This window comes from Sphingopyxis sp. PAMC25046, from assembly GCF_004795895.1.
Lineage (GTDB): Bacteria > Pseudomonadota > Alphaproteobacteria > Sphingomonadales > Sphingomonadaceae > Sphingopyxis.
In genome coordinates this window covers 2,505,550-2,522,848 of record NZ_CP039250.1, presented here as the reverse complement: position 1 = coordinate 2,522,848, position 17,299 = coordinate 2,505,550, and the positions used below count along the sequence as shown (strand labels likewise).

Genomic DNA, 17,299 nt, shown 5'->3' with positions numbered 1-17,299 from the left:
GATGATCGCCGTAGCCGGCATTTCGCGCCTGTCCAGACAGCATAGCTTTGCCGTTCGTCGATTTTCGGGTGCCATCGGCCTGGACGGCTGGCAGAAACCCCGCACCGGAGTCAGGGAGATCAAAGAATGAATCGCAAATTTGCCCGCCTTGGCGGCGCGGCCATGGCTGCGACGCTGCTCGTGCTCACCGCTTGCAACGCATCCGACAATAAATCCGCAACGGCTCAAAGCGCCAAGTCGTGGACCGAATTTCGCGACAATTTCCTCGCCGGCTATTTCCCGCTCAATCCCAATTTCGCCGTCTATCAGGGCAAGCACGAGTTTGACGGCCAACTGCCCGACTGGTCGCCCGAGGGCCTCGAAAAGCAGGCCGCCTATCTCGAAAAGACGATCGCCGACGCCAAGGCTTTCGACGGTGAGATGACCGACGCGGAAAAGTTCGAGCGCGACTATCTGATCCATGTCGCGCAGGGCCAGCTCTTCTTCCTGCGCGACACCGATTTCGCGCAGAAGAACCCGGCTTTCTATACCGGCGCGCTCGACCCCAATGTCTATATCGCGCGCCCCTATGCTGACGCGACGACGCGGATGAAGGCGTTCATCGCCTATGCCGAAAAGGTTCCGGCGGCGGCGGCGCAGATAAAGGCGAACCTCAAACTCCCGCTGCCCGCTACCTTCGTCAAATATGGCACGGCGGGCTTCGGCGGCTTTGCCGATTATTATAAGGGCGACGCCAAAGCGGCTTTCGCTTCGGTCAAGGATGAGGCGCTGCAAAAGCAGTTCGACGAGGCGGCTCAAAAGGCCGGTGCGGCGATGACCGATCTTGCCGAATATGTCGGATCGCAGCCGGGGACCGCCGACGGCTATGCGCTGGGCGCCGACAAATTTGCGAAGATGATCCTGACAAACGAAGGTGTCGATACCCCGCTCGCCGAACTCGAGCGCATCGGCCGCGCCGATCTCAAGCGCAACCAGGATGCGCTAAAGGCGGCGTGCGCGACCTATGCCGCGGGGATGACGATCGCTGACTGCATGAAGAAGATGAACGCCGACAAGCCAGAGGGCGGCCCTGTGGCGGAGGCGCGGCGCCAGCTTCCGGTCCTGCGTGCCTTTTTGGTCGAAAAGGATATCGTGTCGATCCCCGGCACCGAACAGGCGCAGGTCGAGGAATCGCCGCCGTATAACCGGCAGAACAGCGCCTATATCGATATTCCGGGGCCATATGAGAAAGGCCTGCCGTCGGTCTATTATATCTCGCCGCCCGATCCGGCGTGGGACAAGGCGACGCAGGACGCCTTCATCCCGGGCAAGAAGGATCTGCTCTTCACTTCGGTCCACGAGGTGTGGCCGGGGCATTTCCTCAATTTCCTCCATTCGAACCGCGCCGAAAGCATCTTCGGCAAGCTGTTCGTCGGTTACGCCTTTGCCGAAGGGTGGGCGCATTACACGGAGGAGATGATGTGGGATGCGGGGCTGGGCGAGGGCGACCTCGAAACGCACATCGGCCAGTTGTCGAACGCGCTGCTGCGCGATTGCCGCTATCTGTCGGCGATCGGCCTCCACACACAGGGCATGACGGTCGCGGAATCGGAAAAGCTGTTCAAGGAGCAATGCTATCAGGACGAGGGCAATGCGCGCCAGCAGGCGGCGCGCGGCACTTATGATCCCGCCTATCTCAACTATACGATGGGCAAGCTGATGATCCGCAAGCTGCGCGAGGATTGGACGAAGGGCGACCGGACGAAGTGGAAGGCCTTCCACGACGAATTCCTGTCCTATGGCGGTCCGCCGATCCCGATGGTCCGCGCCGCGATGATGAAGGAAGACGCGCCGAAGGCGGTATTCTGAGGGCGATGACCCGCCCGGCGGCTAGCTTCCCACAGGAACTAGCCGCCGGGCGCCGCTCAATTTGAGGGCGCGCGCAATCGCGCGACGAAGAAGCCGTCGAGGCCGCCCGCGTCGGCGAGCAGACCGGGAAGGGTGCGGATGAATCCGCGGTCATCGGGCGCGATTGCGTCGGGTAGTTCCTCGGGGCGGACGGGGTCGACGGCCCAATCCTTGTGACGATCGAGGAAGGCCGCCACCTGATCTTCCCCTTCGGCGCGTTCGAGCGAGCAGGTTGCATAGACCAGCGCGCCGTCCGGTTTGACCCAGCGCGCTGCACGCGCGAGCAGATCGGCCTGCAGGGCCGCCATCTCGGCAATATGCCGCGGCTCGATGCGATGGAGCACATCGGGGTGGCGGCGGAAGATTCCGGTCGCCGAGCATGGCGCGTCGAGCAGGATCGCATCGGCGGGTGCGCCGGGCTCCCATGAGCGGATATCGCCCTGCACGATCTCGGCCGAAAGGCCGGTGCGCTCCATATTCGCGCGCAGTCGCTCGAGCCGCTTGGCGCTGGCATCGACCGCGACGACATCCCAGCCCGCGGCGGCGAGCTGCATCGTCTTGCCGCCGGGCGCCGCGCAAAGGTCGAACGCCGTCCGGCCTTCGCCGGCGCCGAGCAACCGGGCGGGCAGGCTGGCGGCCAGATCCTGCACCCACCAGCCGCCTTCGTTGAATCCCGGCATCGCCTCCACCGCCTGACCACGCGGCAGCCGGCGATGGCGCGGCGCGAGCGACAGCGCGCCCTCCCATTCCTCCGCGCCGGGTTCGGCGGCGAAGCTGAGGTCTATCGGGGGCGGCGCGCTCCAGCTCGCTTCGGCGGCTTCGACCATCTTCAGGCCCCATTGCTCGGCCCAGCGTTCGGCGGCGGGCAGGGGAAGGGTAGCGGTGTCGGGAAGCTGCCATTCTTCCTGCTGCGCGCGCGACAGGATCGCGTGGACGAGCCGTCGCGGCCCGCCGTCGACGAGCGGCAGCGCGGTCGACACGACTGCGTGGCCCGGGCTCCTCAGCACCAACAACTGCGCGAGCGCGATCCGCAGCACGGCGCGCGACTTGACATCATCGGGAAGTATCTGCGCGGTCGCCCCGTCGATCAGCGCGTCGATGTCGACCATCCGGCGCATCGTTTCGGACGCGATCGCGACGGCGAAGGCGCGGTCGGCGCCGGTCAGCCCCTGCGCGGCGGCGTGCATCGCCACGTCGAGCGGATCGCCGCGGCGCAGGATCGCGTCGACCAGGCGGAGGGCGGCGCGGCGCGGCGCCATGCCCGGCGGATCGGCCTCGCCCGGCGCGCGGCGACGGCGCGGGGAGCGACGATCAGCCATGACCGGGAACGGCGTGGTTGGCGTGGCGCATGAAAAATCCTATATTGCGGGCATGACGAACGACAGCAGCCCGAACGCGACCATCGGCGGAACGCCGCGCGCTGTAAAGCGCCCCGCGCATGTGAAAGCGCCCGAAGGCTGGACGAACAGCGCGGTTCCGGCGCCCCGGCCGATCGATGAGGACAAGGCCGAGGATCAGCCCGGCGGGCGCAACCCGGTGCGCTATGGCGACTGGGAACTCAAAGGCGTCGCAGTCGACTTCTGAGTTGCAATGGCGTGCGGCCTAGCGGCTCCGCCGAGACGCAAAAAAGGCCGCCCCCGGCACCGAGCGGGAGCGGCCTTGTGTTTATCTGCCTTTAGACGGCGGGCAGTTCGGTGTTCAGCGGCATCTTGCCGCTCTTGACCTGTTCGGCGAACACTTCGCGCATCAGCTGCAGCGAGAAGAGGTGCGCGAAGATCAGGCCGAGGATGCCGTTCTGCATCAGCTTTCGCAGCACGTCGCCGCGCAGTTCGCGCAGCTTGTTCTCGTCGACCATCTGGAAACCGCGATAGACGAAGGGCTTGTCGTGGCCTTCCTGCTGGATGGCGACTTCGCCGTCCATCAGAAGGTCGGCCTTTTTCAGCTCGTCCATGAACATGCCGGTGCGCTGGCCGGCTTCCTCGAAATTCTTGCAGAACTCGAGCACCGCCTTGGTCTGGTCCGACGGCTGCCCGTCGACGAACAGCTCGTCGCCTTCGTCGAACTTGCCGAGCGCGCCCGAGGTCGGGTCGAAGCACAGCGACAGCTCGTCCGAATTGGGCTGAAGCTTGGCGAGAAGGAAGGGATAGCGGCGGATATAGGCCGGGACATAGACAGGGTTTACCAGCTTGCCTTCGTCGTCGACGAAGGTGTTGATGCCTTCATTGAGGCCCATCAGCGCGAGCGGCACAGGATTGTCGCCCGCCGAAAAGACGATCGGGAAAAAGCGGCAGGCCGAAACGAATTCGTCCGACGTCAGCGGGATCGCATGCTGGCCAACCAGAAATTCGGCGCTGTCGAGCGGGCGGGCGCGGAAATCGGCGTGATCGACGCTCGAAAGCGGGACGAGGTCTTTGTAGAACAGCGGCAGGTTGGCAGGTGCGGGCGCAGTGGCCATGTTTCAACTCCGGTAGGTTCCCGTCGGCGGGACAAAAAAGATACAGCGCCTTATTGGCCCGCGCCGTGCGACGCAAGGGGGCGATCGTATGCGCGATGCGTCAGGCGATGAGTTTGCCGGGGTTGAGGATGCCCGCGGGATCGAGCCCGGCCTTGACACCGCGGAGCGCCGACAGTCGCGCCGGGCTGTCGAGTTCGGCCAATATGTCGCGCTTCATCTGGCCGATGCCATGTTCGGCCGAAATCGATCCGCCGAGTTCGACGATGTGCGAATAGACGAGCCGGCTGACCGCCGCACCATGCTCGGCGAGCCATAGAGCGCCATCGACCCCGGCGGGTGGCTGGACGTGATGATGGACGTTGCCGTCGCCCAAATGCCCGAAGGACAGCACCCCGATGCCCGGAAAGGCGCGATCCAGCCGACGCGGGTTTTCGGCGATAAAGGCGGGCATCAGGTCGATGGGCACGCTGACATCATGTTGCAGAGCGGGCCCTTCGGCGCGCTCGGCTTCGGAAATCGAATCGCGCAGCCGCCAGAAATCGTCGCTTTCGCGTTCATTTTTGGCGATCACGACATCGCCGATCAGGCCGGCGTTGATCGCTGCCGCGAGCTGTGGATCGAGCGCGTCGCCCAGCGCCTGATCGCTGTCGCCCGCTAGTTCGAGCAGCACATGCCACGGTTGCGCGCCCGAAAGCGGCGCGCGCGTCTGCGGGATATGGCGCAACACCGCATCGAGGCAGCTTTGCGGGATCAGTTCGAACCCCTCGAGGGCATCGCCGATTGCCGCGTCGAGACGGCGCAGCAGCAAAAGCGCACTTTCGGGCGAATCGAGGCCGATCCACGCGGTGCGCCGGGCCGCCGCGGCGGGGACAAGGTGTAGGCAAGCTGCGGTGACGATGCCCAAAGTCCCCTCGGCGCCGCACAACAGGTGTCGCAGGTCGTAACCCCGATTATCCTTCTTGAGCGGCGCAAGTCCGTCGAAGATGCTGCCGTCGGGCAGCACCGCCTCGATCCCCGCGACCAGCGCCCGCATCGTCCCGTGCCGCAGCACCTGCGTCCCTCCCGCGTTGGTCGACACGAGGCCGCCGATCGTCGCCGACCCCTTGCCACCGAGGGTGAGCGGAAAGCGCAGGCCGTGCGCCAGAACATCATGATGGAAGCTTTCGAGAATCGCCCCCGCCTCGGCGACGGCGAGCCGTGCCGCCTCGTCGACACCGCGGATCCGGTTCATCCGCCGCAGGCTCAAAAGCAGCTGGTCGCCGCTGGCGTCGGGAGTGGCGCCGCCGACCATGCCGCTGTTGCCGCCTTGGGGTACCAGCGCAACCTTCGCGTCGGCGCACAGCCGGACGATGGCGGCGACCTCTTCGGTCGATGCCGGCGACAGCATCGCGGCGGCGCGGCCGTGATACTTGCCCCGCCAGTCGGTCAGCCAGGGCGCGATCGTTTCGGGGTCGGCGCTATAGCCTTTGGGTCCAAGCAAAGCCGCAAGGTCACGCAGCAGCGATGTCGATGGCGCCTGCGTCATAGCTTCCACTCCGTAAATTTCCCGCATCCCGGTGGCGAATGAGGGGGCGACAGTTCATTTGATGTTCAATCATCCTCGTTAAAGGGGGCGATGGACGAATCGCGTGTATTCGTCCAGCGGGGATGGACGCGGGAGCCGACGGTGAGCAGCATCATTTTTCAGGACGCCAAGGGAGCGACAGCGCGGCCGTGCTGACGGCGGCGTTCCTGTGGTTCGTCGCGGCCGCGCCGGCCGCCGACGCGCCGCGGCCCGTCGCGGCGCCCGACCCGCTGGTGGCGATTTCCGCGCCGCCTGTCGATCAGGCATCATCCTTCTGGCAGATGGTGATCGAGCAGCAATTGATCATCCGCGTTCCCGCCCGGCGATCGCCGATCAACAATTTCGCTGCCGAACGCTCGACGCCCAGGCGGGAAATCGAGTTGCCGATTGTCTGGAAGGAAAAAAAGGCTCCCAAATGCGTCGCGATGCGCAACATCATGGGGATGCAGGCGGTTCAGCGCGACAGTATCGACCTGATCACGCGGCAGAAGCAGAGATTGCGCGCCCAACTCAACCGCGGCTGTCGCGCGCTCGATTTCTACGCCGGCTTCTATATGCAGGGCAGCAAGGACGGCAAACTCTGCGAGGACCGCGACGAGATTCACGCCCGCACCGGCGCGAAGTGCGAGATCGACAAGTTTCGGCTGATGGTCCCGGTTCACGACAACGAGGACGATTGATCGCGTTTTTCGCGGCCTTTCCTTGACTTTTCTCTGCTATTTGCCCAAGGGCCGCGGCAACGTCCGTCTGCGTGGGTGGCGGCGCGCTCTTCTTTTTTCCGGACATATTGCCTCATGAATTTTGCCGACCTCGGCCTTTCCGACGAACTTTTGCGCGCGATCGACGAGTCGGGCTACAACGAACCGACCGCCATTCAGGCCGGCGCGATCCCCTCGGTGCTGATGATGCGCGACATGATCGGCATCGCCCAGACGGGGACGGGCAAGACCGCTTCCTTCGTGTTGCCGATGATCGACATCCTCGCGCACGGCCGCGCACGCGCGCTGATGCCGCGTTCGCTGATCCTCGAGCCGACGCGCGAACTCGCGGCGCAGGTTGCCGAAAATTTCGAAAAATACGGCAAGTATCACAAGCTCTCGATGGCGCTGCTCATCGGGGGCGTGCAGATGGGCGACCAGGTTAAGGCACTCGAAAAGGGGGTCGACGTGCTGATCGCGACGCCCGGCCGCCTGATGGATCTGTTCGAGCGCGGCAAGATCCTGCTGACCGGCTGCAACCTTTTGGTCATCGACGAAGCCGACCGCATGCTCGACATGGGCTTCATTCCCGACATCGAGAATATCTGCACCAAGCTGCCGGCGAATCGGCAGACCCTGTTGTTCTCGGCGACGATGCCGCCGCCGATCAAGAAGCTGGCCGACAAATTCCTGTCGAACCCGAAGACGGTCGAGGTCGCGCGTCCCGCGAGCCGCAACGAGAATATCGAGCAGTTCCTCGTCAAGACGTCGGAGCGCGGCAAGCGCGACACGCTGCGCGACCTGCTCGAGGCCGAGGATATCGGCACCGCGATCATCTTTTGCAATCGCAAGACCACGGTGCGCGAGCTGGCGAAATCGCTCCAGCGCCACCGTTATAAGGCAGGCGAGATCCATGGCGACATGGACCAGTCGAGCCGCATCGCCGAGCTCGATCGGTTCAAGGCGGGCACGATCAACATCCTCGTTGCGTCGGACGTCGCGGCGCGCGGGCTCGACGTAAAGGGCGTGAGCCACGTCTTCAACTTCGACGCGCCCTGGCACCCCGACGATTATGTCCATCGCATCGGCCGCACCGGCCGCGCGGGCGCGAAGGGGCGCGCGTTTACGCTGGTGACGCCGTCGGACGACGAGGCGGTCGACAATATCCAGAAGCTGACGGGCTACAAGATTCCCGTCCACGGAGGCGGCAAGGCCGATGCCGCGCCCGCGAAGGAAGAGGCGCGCGAAGAGCGTGAGCCGCGCCGCGAAAAATCCGAACGCGGTGGCCGCGGCGGCAAGGCCAAGCGCGCCGAGGCGGCCGAAAAGCCCGCCCCGAAGCCCGCGAAGAAGGCCGACGATCGCCGGGCGCCGCCGGCAAAACAGCGCCAGCAGGACGACGACGGCCCGGACGACGGCTGGAATGGCCCGATGCCCGATTTTCTGTCGGTGGGTTTCGGCAGCTAGGGATCGGGTCGCGGCGCTCTAGCTTCGCCGCTGCGATCCGTTGATCAGTTCATCGACGGCGACACGCGAAAGCGCCTGCGAGGCGAGGACGACTGATGTCTCCACCTGCCGCGCGGGCACATCCCAGAAGGTGCGTAGCAGCGCCGCCATATCGTCCTTCGATACACGGACGAAGCCGTGGCGCTCGTAAAATCGGATCGCCCATTCGGCCGCCTGCCACGTTCCGATCAGTATAGGCTTGTCACTGGCCCCGCAAAGATGCTCGAGAAGCCTCGAGCCGATGCCGCTGCCTTGATAATCCGGCAGGACATAGGCGTGGCGGATCAGGTCGACCTTGCCACGCTCCTGCATGCCCATCACGCCCACCAGGCGGCCGTCCACGACGCAGCCGCTGAAGACAACGCCGTGCGCGATTTCGGACGCCAGTTCGTCTGCCAACATATAGGGATCGTGCCAGCGGTCGGCCGGGATTACGCCGCGATATGCTTCGGCCGCGCAATTGATGATTCGAAGGGCATCGCCGAAATCCGCCGGGACGATGCCGCGCATCTCGACCCTAAATGATGCGCCATTTCGCTCTGCCATCCTCTTTGACCTCCAAAAAACGGGAACCGGGCCCGTCCTAGTGAGAGAAGATGGCGCCGCTCTTGTATGAAATTGCAGCCCGGATGCGATGGGCGCGGGCATATTGGCCGGGCGTGTAGCCATAGCGCGCCACGAAGCCGCGGTGCATATGGCTCTGATCGGCGAAGCCCGCTTCGATGGCGGCTTCGGCCAAAGGCATTTCGCGTCCGATCAGCCTTCGCGCCAGATCGATCCGCCTCTGCATGATATATGCGTGCGGGGTCAGGCCCGTCAGGCGCGAAAAGGCGCGTAACGTCTGGAAGCGGCTGAGCCCCGCCTGCGTGGCCATCGCGGGCAGGCGGTGCTGCGCTGCCGGATCGTCGTCGATCGCCTCGCGGAGGCGCAATATCCGGCGGTCAACCCCGCGTACGGACGGGGGCGGCGTGCCGGTCAGGCCATCGAAGAGCGCGAGCAGTTCTTCGTCCAGATCGCGCGCCGGGTCGGCCCGAAGCGCGGCCCGCCGAGCCCGGACGAACCGGCACGCCAGCGCGCGGTCGGCAACGACTGGCTGGTGCAACTCGCGATTTGCCGTCCGGCCGTCGGTCAGATCGGCCATGATCTCGCAAATCAATGGCGCCTGGATATAGAGCATCGACCAGGATCGCTTCTCCCCGATGGGCATGCCGTCGTGGACTTCGCCAGGATTGACCGTGATCAGCGCGCCGCAGGCCGCCTCGACGGCGCCGCGTCCGCTCCACGAGCGCTGGGCCCCGCTGGTAACCAAACCGACGCCGAATTCATCGTGCGCGTGCCGCGCGAACGAACGGTCCGAGTACGCATCGACTGCGGTGATGGCGCCGTCATGCAACGACCGGACGCGGAAGTTTCCGAAAGACATATTGTCCATGATGCTGCGAAAATGGGGCAAGGCAATCCACCGACTGCCGTCCCGATCAAAGCCGGACCAGCATCTTCCCCATATTCACGCCCGCGAACAGCCCCAAAAAAGCATCGGGCGTCGCTTCCAGCCCCTCGAGCACGGTTTCGCGCATTGTCACCGCGCCGCTGGCGATCAGGCCGCCCATGTCGGCGTAGAATTCCTCCATGCACTCGATGAATTGGTCGGTGTAGATGAAGCCTTCCATGCGGATCCGCGCAGGGATGGCGCGGATGATATATTTCATTTCCTGTGATTTTCCATCGTTATAGACGTCGATCATGCCACAGATTGCGAAGCGCGCGAAATCGTTCGCGACTGCAAAGGCGGCGTCGAGGTGCTCGCCGCCGACATTGTCGAAATAGACGTCGATCCCGGGCTTGCCGAGGCGTTCGAGCGCGGCGGCGATCTGCGGCAGCACCGGGCCCGCCTTGTAGTCGATTACGGCATCGGCGCCGAGATCGAGGACCCATTCGCATTTTTCCGCGCCGCCCGCCGAGCCGATCACCCTCATTTCGCGCGCCTTGGCGATCTGGACCACCGCCGATCCCACCGCGCCCGCGGCGGCCGACACGAACACCGTGTCGCCGGGCTTCGCGCTCGCAATGCGGAGCAGGCCTATCCAGGCGGTGCCGCCCGTGAGGCCCATATTATGGAGGAAGGTCTGCGGCGTCATGCCCGCCGCCAGCGCCTCGGCGGGCAGCTTGTTCGGCATCATGTCGAGCCCGATCACGCCGCCGTCGCGCCAGCCGCCCATGTGAAGGATGAGGTCGCCGGGCGCGAAGCCCTCCATCCCGCTTTCGACCACTTCGCCGATCGCGCCACCGGTCATCGGCTGGCCGATCTGAAAGCTCGCCGCGTAGCTTTTCGCCTCGTTCATGCGGCCGCGCATATAGGGGTCGACCGACAGCCAGAGATTGCGGACGCGAAGCTGATCCTTTTCGAGCGGCGCGTCGGGCAGGTCGCGGAGCGCAAAATTGTCGCGCGTCGGCAGCCCCTGCGGACGACTGGTCAAATGCCATGCCTTGGCCATCGGAATCCCCCCATTCCTCAAATTTTTCGAGCGGCGGCGGCAATCGTCAGAAAAGCCGTTGCCACTGCCAGCGAGTGCCGTTAAGACCCCGCCCGTCGCGGGGCCGTAGCTCAGATGGGAGAGCGCTGCAATCGCACTGCAGAGGTCAGGGGTTCGATTCCCCTCGGCTCCACCAGCGACCCACCCGGCGGGTTATCCCGCGAAATCCCGAATCATATTCTTCGCGATCACTAGCTGCTGAATCTGCGTTGTCCCTTCATAAATGCGGTAAATGCGGCAGTCGCGATAGAAGCGTTCGGCCAGATATTCCTTGAGATAGCCGGCGCCGCCGTGGATCTGGACGACGCGGTCGGCGACGCGGCCGCACATTTCGCTGGCGAACATCTTGGTCGCCGCGGCCTCGACCAAAATCTTCTCGCCGCGATCGGCGCGCGCGCAGGCGTCGTTGAGCATGCAGTCGGCGGCATAGATTTCGGCCTTGCTGTCGGCGAGCATCGCCTGGATCAGCTGGAAATTGGCGATCGGTTCGCCAAACGCCTTGCGCTCCATCGCATATTGCAGGCCCGCGTCGAGCATGCGCTTGGCATAGCCGACGCTCGCCGCCGCGACCGACAGGCGCCCGTTGTCGAGGCTCTGCATCGCGGCGCGAAAGCCGATCCCTTCCTCGCCGCCGAGCAGCGCATCGCCGTCGACATGCACATCCTCCAGGATCACGTCGGCGATCTGCGATCCGGCCTGGCCCATCTTGCCGTCGGGCTTGCCGATCGACACGCCCGGCGCATCGCGCGGGACGAGGAAGGCGCTGACATGGGCATTCTTGGGCAACGCCTCGACATTGGTGCGCGCCATCACCAGGATGACGTCGGCGAAGGGCGCATTCGTGATGTAGCGCTTGGTGCCGTTCAGCACATAGCCGTTGCCCTCGCGCACCGCGCGCGTCTTCATCGCCGCGCTGTCCGACCCGCTGTCGGGCTCGGTCAGACCGAAGGCCGCGATCGATCCGCCGGCGAGCTTGGGCAACCAATGCGCCTTCTGCTGATCGGTGCCGAAACCGATGAGCGATTTGCACACCATGCCGATGTTGATCGACACGATCGAACGATAGGCGGGCGAGGCGTAAGCCAGTTCGCGGATGAAGCCGACATATTGGCTGATGTTCATGCCCGCGCCGCCATATTCTTCGGGCATCGTCACGCCGAACAGACCCATGTCGCGCATTTCGGCAAGAATATCGTCGGGAACGCGGCCGAGTTCCTCGAGTTGGTCCTCCGCCGGGATCAGCCGCTCGCGGACATAGCGTTGCAGCTGCTCGATGAAGGCGTCGTAGATATCGGCATCCATTCCCGGATTGGTCATCGTTTTCCTGTCCCTTGGTCTATTGTCCGCCATATGTGTCGATTGCCGCGAAGATACGCGTCAATTGCTCGCGTTCGTCGGCGCCGATGTCGGGGCGCCAGATTTCGAACAGCAGGACGGTGCGGTCGCTGGTCCCGCGGTTCCACGCCTCATGCTCGAAACTGTCGTCGAAAATCAGAAGCTCGCCCTCGCGCCAGCTCCGCGTTTCGGCCCCGACGCGCAGCCCGCAACCGTCGGGGACGATCAGCGGCAGGTGGCATATGAGGCGCGTGTTGAGCATGCCGTGGTGCGGCTGGATATGTGTGCCGGGCGTCAGGCGCGAAAAGAGCGCGATCGGCGCGCGCCCGGGAATCACGGGCTGCGGCGCGAGTTCCAGCGCGGCGAGGGTCGCGGGACATAGCGCCGCCATGGCGTCGGCGACCGCGCCGTCCTTCCAGAGCCAGGCCGCGCCCCAGTCGGGTTTGTCGAGCAGCGGGTTGTTCGGCGGTGGCCGGCCGGGCGCGGCGGTGACATAGGGACCGAACGGATCGGCCGCGCCGCCAACCATCGCCAGCAGCTCGGCGCGGATCGCGTCGGTCGCGGTCTCGACCCCTTCCGCCCAGCCGAAATCGGACCGCTCGAAAAAGGGGCGCTGGGCGAGGCCCGGGAAGTAGAACATGTTCGGCTGTTGCACATAGAGCGGCTGCTCGCCGGCGAGCATCCTGAGCGCCTCGGCGACGCGCGGCGTTGCGGTCCCGGCATCGATACCCGCACCGCGCAGCTGGACGAGCAGATGATCGGCAAAGGCGCGGTCGGTCTCCGCGAGGAACTGCTCGGCGCGCTGAAGGCCGGGGTGAAGCGACGGCGGAACGCTGCGGGCCTGCGCGGCGGTGCCCAGCGCGAGGCGGTAATAGCTGCCCGCCGCGCGGTCATCGGCAAGGCGACGCTTGAGCTCCGCCATCGCCAGCAACGCGGGGATGTTGCCGCGGTCGGCGCGGATCGCGGCGTCGAGTATGGCCGTTTCGGCGGCAACGTCGCCGCGGCGATGCGCATCGCGCGCGTGATCCAGCCATGTGGTCTGCCCCGTCATGGCCTTTGCCATAACGGGGCGCTGGACCTTTGCAAGCGCGCGCCGGGGTCTCAGTCGGCTGGCGGCGTCGGAGCGGCGGACGTTTTGGAAGCTCCGTTCAGCCATTTCCGGATCGCCAGCGCGGGCGCCGTCCGCCATCCCGTAAGCAGCAACAGGAAGAGCGCTGCCCATGGCAGGATCGCCGCGCCGACGACGAGGAGGAACGACAGCATCACGCTGCCGCTACGGATCAGCATGTTCAGCGCGTCGCTGAACGGATTGCCGTAACCGATACCGGGGAGCCCGCCGGTGCCGACATAGTCGAATTGCATCGGCGTGGTCGCGAGCATCGCTTCGCCAGCGCGGCGGTTGTCGCGCTCGCCGTCGAGCTGCCGGCGCATCGCGGAAATTTGTTGCTGCAATTCGGTGCGCTCGCGATCGCCGAGGCCGCCCTGCTTCAGCCGCGCCTCCAGCCGGGCGATTTCGGCGTCGATGTCGGCGCTGCGGCGCTGCGAGTCGCTGATCTGCGTCCCGACATCTTCGCCGCTGATCCGCGCTTCCGCCAGCACGCCTTCGGCCTTTTCGACGCTGCCGAGCGCGTCGCGACCGAATTTGCGCGCTATCGCGGGGTCGAGCTTGAACAGAAGCTGCGCCTCGACTTCATTCTCGCGGACAAGGCGGTAGGTCATTCCGGTGATCCGGCAGCGCGTGGTGCCGAGGGCCTCGCACGCCGCGGCATGTTCTTCCTGCACTTTGGCGATGCGATTGTCGTCGAGGCGGAAAGCATAGGCGTAGTTGAACGCGACCCCGGGCGCCGCGGTGACGCTGACGTTGGGGCTGCGCATCGCGGACGGGGCGGGAATGGCCTGCGTCGACACCGCTTCGGAGGCATCGACCGGCGCCATGTCATAAGCGGGTGCTTCTCTGACCGCTTCGGCGGGTTTTTCCGAACAGCCGACCAGGGCGAGCGCCATCGCGCCCGCTAAGAGCTTGGTTTTCATGAAGTCTCTCCCAACACGCGACTCGGGTTGCATGTGATTCCATATCATAATTAATTGAGTAGACAATATGGATCAGGCGAGCTTGACGAAGCTGTCGAGCACCCGTTTACTGCCCGCTTGGTCGAATTCGACTTCGAGCTTGTTGCCGTCGATATCGATGATTTCGCCGTAACCGAACTTTTCGTGAAAAACGCGGATCCCGATCGCGAGGTCGGCGCGCGGTTTGGCGCCGACCGATGCTGCGGGGCCTTTCTCGCTGGGGGCCGGTGCCCGCGTGACGGTCGACGACGATGCGAGCGCGCGCTGCCACGCCGGACCGCGCGTCATCGTGCGCGCGGGCTGGCGCTCGGCGACATGCGCGAAGGGGTCGCCCTGCGCCGACCAGTTGGCGCGCCACAGGCTCTGGCCACCGCCGAAGCTGTTTTCGCTGTCGACATGTTCGGGCGGGATTTCGCCGATGAAGCGGCTGGGGATGCTGCTCATCCACTGACCATAGATGCGCCGGTTCGCGGCGTGATAGATACTCGCGCGCTGCCTTGCACGGGTGATCGCGACATAGGCTAGCCGGCGTTCCTCTTCGAGGCTGGCGGTGCCGCCTTCGTCCATCGACCGCTGCGAGGGGAAGACGCCATCCTCCCAGCCCGCGAGGAAGACATGATCGAATTCAAGCCCCTTGGCGGCGTGGATCGTCATGATCGTCACCGTCTCGGTCTGGTCGTCATTGTCGCGGTCCATGACGAGGCTGACATGCTCAAGAAATTCCTCGAGCGTTTCATATTCTTCCATCGCGCGGACGAGTTCGGAGAGGTTTTCGAGCCGCCCTGCGGCCTCGACGCTACGGTCGGCCTGCAGCATCGCGGTATAGCCCGATTCGTCGAGGATCAGCTGTGTCAGCTCGGGGTGCGACAGCTCGTTTGCCTTCGCCTGCCAATTGCGCATCTGCGCGACGAAATTGGCAAGCTGGCGGCGCGCCTGCGGGGTTAGCTCGTCGGTTTCGGTGATCCGCGACGCCGCGTGGAACAGCGGCGCGCGTTCGTGGCGCGCGAACTGGTGGATGCGTTGCAGCGCCTTGTCACCGAGCCCGCGTTTGGGGACATTGACGATGCGTTCGAAAGCCAGATCGTCGGCCGACGACTGGACAAGGCGAAGATAGGCGAGCGCATCGCGGATTTCGGCGCGCTCGTAGAAGCGGAAACCGCCGACGATGCGATATGGCATGCCGATCGCGATGAAACGGTCCTCGAACTCGCGCGTCTGGAACTGCGCGCGGACGAGGATCGCGGTGCGATCGAGACTGACCTTGCGATGCTGGAGCGTCTCCAGCTCCTCGCCAATCCGCCGCGCCTCTTCGGGCCCGTCCCACACGCCGACCACTCGGACCTTGTCGCCCGCGTCGAGATCGGTCCACAAGGTCTTGCCGAGCCGATCGCTGTTCTGCGCGATCAGCGCCGACGCGGCAGCAAGTATCTGCGGAGTCGATCGATAATTCTGTTCGAGGCGGATCACCGTCGCGCCGGGGAAGTCCTTTTCGAAGCGCAGGATGTTCGCGACCTCGGCGCCGCGCCACGAATAGATCGACTGGTCATCGTCGCCGACGCAGCAGATATTCTTGCGTGCCTGCGCCAGTAGCCGAAGCCAGAGATACTGGCTGGCGTTGGTGTCCTGATATTCGTCGACGAGGATGTATTTGAAGCGCGCCTGATATTGCTCGAGCACGTCGCGATGCGTCTTCAATATCACGAGCATATGGAGCAGCAGGTCGCCGAAATCGCAGGCGTTGAGCGTCTTCAGCCGCGCCTGATAGAGCGCGTAGAAATGCTGGCCCTTGCCGTCGGCATAGGCTTCCTTGTCGGCGGCATCGAGGTCGGCGGGGGTCAGTCCGCGGTTCTTCCACTTGTCAATCAGCCCCGCGAGCTGGCGCGCGGGCCAGCGTTTCTCGTCGAGCCCCTCGGCCTGGATGAGCTGCTTCAGCACGCGGAGCTGGTCGTCGGTGTCGAGGATCGTGAAATTGCTCTGCAGCCCGACGAGCTCGGCGTGGCGGCGGAGCATCTTCGCGCAGATGCTGTGAAAGGTGCCTAGCCACGGCATGCCTTCGACCGCGTCGCCGATCATCCGCCCGATCCGCTCGCGCATCTCGCGCGCCGCCTTGTTGGTAAAGGTGACCGCGAGGATTTCGGAAGGCCAGGCGCGCCGCGTCGCGATGATATGTGCGAGGCGCGCGGTGAGCGCCGCGGTCTTGCCGGTGCCCGCGCCCGCGAGCATCAGCACGGGGCCTTCGGTGGTCAGCACCGCCTGCCGCTGCGGACCGTTCAGTCCTTGCAGATAGGGCGGGTCCGACGGGTCGGGGCGGGTCAGGTCAGGCGTCGAGTTGGGAGACATGTTCACGCGCGAACGATTAGGGAACAGCGAGCAGGCTGTCCAGTGCGGCGAGGCGGTCCGGGGGGAGCGTTTCGCGGCGTTGAAGCTCGTCGATCGTCGCCGCTGCCATCGCGCGATAAGCGGGAAGGAGATCGGGGCTGAGCGCGCCAAGCGTTTCGAGATGGCCGCTGATCGTCTGCGCGTCACCGCGCAGAAGCGGGCCCGACAATCCCGCAAAACCGTGCGTGAGACTGTTGTCGAGCGCGGCGCGGACGAGCGGTGCGAGCAATGCCGCCGGATCGTCGACCCCGGCGCGCTCCAGCCCGTGCGCCGCGCCGCTGATCAGCGTGACGAGATGGTTCGATGCGTGGCAGAGCGCCGCGTGGTAGAGCGCGCGCCGTTCCTCGGCGATTTCGACCGCGACCCCGCCAAGTGATGCGACGACCCGCCGCGCCCGTTCGATGGCCTCGCCGGTCGCCGCGGTGATCGCGAACCGCGCCCCCGCCATGCGACCGACCTCGCTTTCGGGATCGCCGGTAAAGGTCATCGCCGGATGGATCGCAGCGACCATCGCACCGGTCTTGCCGAGCGGTTCGAGCGCCGCCGCGCCGCTGCGTCCGCTGACGTGAAAAATGAAAGGGGAGGGGCCCGCTGGCAGCGCGGCCGCGAGGCGGGACACGACATCGGTCAGGGCGTCGTCGGCGACCGCGATCGCGATGACGTCGCATGCGGCGAGGAGACGGTCGAGTCCGGGCTCCGTAACGGCGCCGACCCTTGACGCCGCGCTGCGCGCTGTTTCGGGCGAGCGGCCCCACAGCATCGGGGGTTCGGTCGCATGTCGTCTCAGCGCCAGCGCGAGCGCCAGCGCGACCCGGCCCGTGCCGATGATGCCGGGCCGCTGGCAGTGCAAATCGGTCATGGTCGTGGATGTAGT

At 65.3% G+C, this 17,299-nt stretch carries 16 protein-coding genes and 1 tRNA gene; 6 read left to right on the top strand and 11 right to left on the bottom strand.

Features of this window, described 5'->3' with window-relative positions; genetic code table 11:
• Position 1 precedes the first annotated feature (1 nt).
• The gene (locus tag E5675_RS21905) at positions 2-130 is read left to right on the top strand and encodes a hypothetical protein (protein WP_281727855.1); all 129 of its coding nucleotides are present in this window, start codon (positions 2-4) and stop codon (positions 128-130) included.
• Positions 127-1,848 (top strand): DUF885 domain-containing protein, encoded by a 1,722-nt coding sequence (locus tag E5675_RS11815; protein ID WP_136174694.1) that lies wholly within the window; start codon positions 127-129, stop codon positions 1,846-1,848. The genes E5675_RS21905 and E5675_RS11815 overlap by 4 nt, the downstream gene beginning before the upstream one ends.
• A 56-nt stretch (positions 1,849-1,904) precedes the next feature.
• Here the strand turns inward: E5675_RS11815 and E5675_RS11810 are convergent, their stop codons facing one another.
• Entirely contained in the window at positions 1,905-3,206 is a 1,302-nt protein-coding gene (locus E5675_RS11810; RefSeq protein ID WP_136174693.1) for a transcription antitermination factor NusB, read from the bottom strand.
• Between E5675_RS11810 and E5675_RS11805 the strand changes: the two genes are divergently transcribed.
• Positions 3,205-3,471, top strand: coding sequence for a DUF1674 domain-containing protein (locus E5675_RS11805; RefSeq protein WP_348769799.1), 267 nt, complete (start codon positions 3,205-3,207; stop codon positions 3,469-3,471). The genes E5675_RS11810 and E5675_RS11805 overlap by 2 nt on opposite strands.
• Positions 3,472-3,562: 91 nt before the next feature.
• Here the strand turns inward: E5675_RS11805 and E5675_RS11800 are convergent, their stop codons facing one another.
• The gene (locus tag E5675_RS11800) at positions 3,563-4,342 is read right to left on the bottom strand and encodes a SapC family protein (protein WP_136174692.1); all 780 of its coding nucleotides are present in this window, start codon (positions 4,340-4,342) and stop codon (positions 3,563-3,565) included.
• Between the two features lie 100 nt (positions 4,343-4,442).
• A complete protein-coding gene (locus tag E5675_RS11795; protein ID WP_136174691.1) occupies positions 4,443-5,867 on the bottom strand; it encodes an FAD-binding oxidoreductase in 1,425 nt (474 codons plus the stop codon).
• A 122-nt stretch (positions 5,868-5,989) separates the two neighbouring features.
• Here E5675_RS11795 and E5675_RS11790 point away from each other — a divergent pair, with 122 nt between their 5' ends.
• Positions 5,990-6,586, top strand: coding sequence for a hypothetical protein (locus E5675_RS11790; RefSeq protein ID WP_247594588.1), 597 nt, complete (start codon positions 5,990-5,992; stop codon positions 6,584-6,586).
• 114 nt (positions 6,587-6,700) lie between these two features.
• Positions 6,701-8,068 (top strand): DEAD/DEAH box helicase, encoded by a 1,368-nt coding sequence (locus tag E5675_RS11785; protein ID WP_136174690.1) that lies wholly within the window; start codon positions 6,701-6,703, stop codon positions 8,066-8,068.
• Positions 8,069-8,086: 18 nt separating this feature from the next.
• On the opposite strand, the gene E5675_RS11780 is transcribed toward E5675_RS11785, so the two are convergent.
• The 3 genes from E5675_RS11780 to E5675_RS11770 all read right to left on the bottom strand — a co-directional run bounded on the left by E5675_RS11780 (position 8,087) and on the right by E5675_RS11770 (position 10,602).
• Entirely contained in the window at positions 8,087-8,617 is a 531-nt protein-coding gene (locus tag E5675_RS11780; RefSeq protein WP_136174689.1) for a GNAT family N-acetyltransferase, read from the bottom strand.
• Positions 8,618-8,690: 73 nt separating this feature from the next.
• The gene (locus tag E5675_RS11775) at positions 8,691-9,530 is read right to left on the bottom strand and encodes an AraC family transcriptional regulator (protein ID WP_136174688.1); all 840 of its coding nucleotides are present in this window, start codon (positions 9,528-9,530) and stop codon (positions 8,691-8,693) included.
• A gap of 55 nt (positions 9,531-9,585) precedes the next feature.
• Positions 9,586-10,602, bottom strand: a complete 1,017-nt coding sequence (locus E5675_RS11770; RefSeq protein ID WP_136174687.1) for an NADP-dependent oxidoreductase — start codon at positions 10,600-10,602, stop codon at positions 9,586-9,588.
• Between the two features lie 99 nt (positions 10,603-10,701).
• On the opposite strand from E5675_RS11770, the gene E5675_RS11765 reads away from it, so the two are divergent.
• Positions 10,702-10,777, top strand: a tRNA-Ala gene (locus E5675_RS11765).
• A 17-nt stretch (positions 10,778-10,794) separates the two neighbouring features.
• Here E5675_RS11765 and E5675_RS11760 read toward each other — a convergent pair.
• From E5675_RS11760 to E5675_RS11740, 5 genes are all read right to left on the bottom strand, one after another.
• Positions 10,795-11,958 carry an acyl-CoA dehydrogenase family protein gene (locus E5675_RS11760; protein ID WP_136174686.1) on the bottom strand — a complete coding sequence of 388 codons (1,164 nt, stop codon included), beginning with the start codon at positions 11,956-11,958 and terminating at the stop codon, positions 10,795-10,797.
• Between the two features lie 19 nt (positions 11,959-11,977).
• Positions 11,978-13,027, bottom strand: a complete 1,050-nt coding sequence (locus tag E5675_RS11755; protein WP_247594587.1) for an aspartyl/asparaginyl beta-hydroxylase domain-containing protein — start codon at positions 13,025-13,027, stop codon at positions 11,978-11,980.
• Between the two features lie 50 nt (positions 13,028-13,077).
• The gene (locus E5675_RS11750; RefSeq protein WP_168707852.1) at positions 13,078-14,007 is read right to left on the bottom strand and encodes a DUF4349 domain-containing protein; all 930 of its coding nucleotides are present in this window, start codon (positions 14,005-14,007) and stop codon (positions 13,078-13,080) included.
• Positions 14,008-14,079: 72 nt separating this feature from the next.
• Positions 14,080-16,386, bottom strand: coding sequence for a UvrD-helicase domain-containing protein (locus E5675_RS11745; protein WP_136176445.1), 2,307 nt, complete (start codon positions 16,384-16,386; stop codon positions 14,080-14,082).
• Positions 16,387-16,402: 16 nt separating this feature from the next.
• A complete protein-coding gene (locus tag E5675_RS11740; protein WP_136174683.1) occupies positions 16,403-17,284 on the bottom strand; it encodes a Rossmann-like and DUF2520 domain-containing protein in 882 nt (293 codons plus the stop codon).
• Between the last annotated feature and the right edge of the window lie 15 nt (positions 17,285-17,299).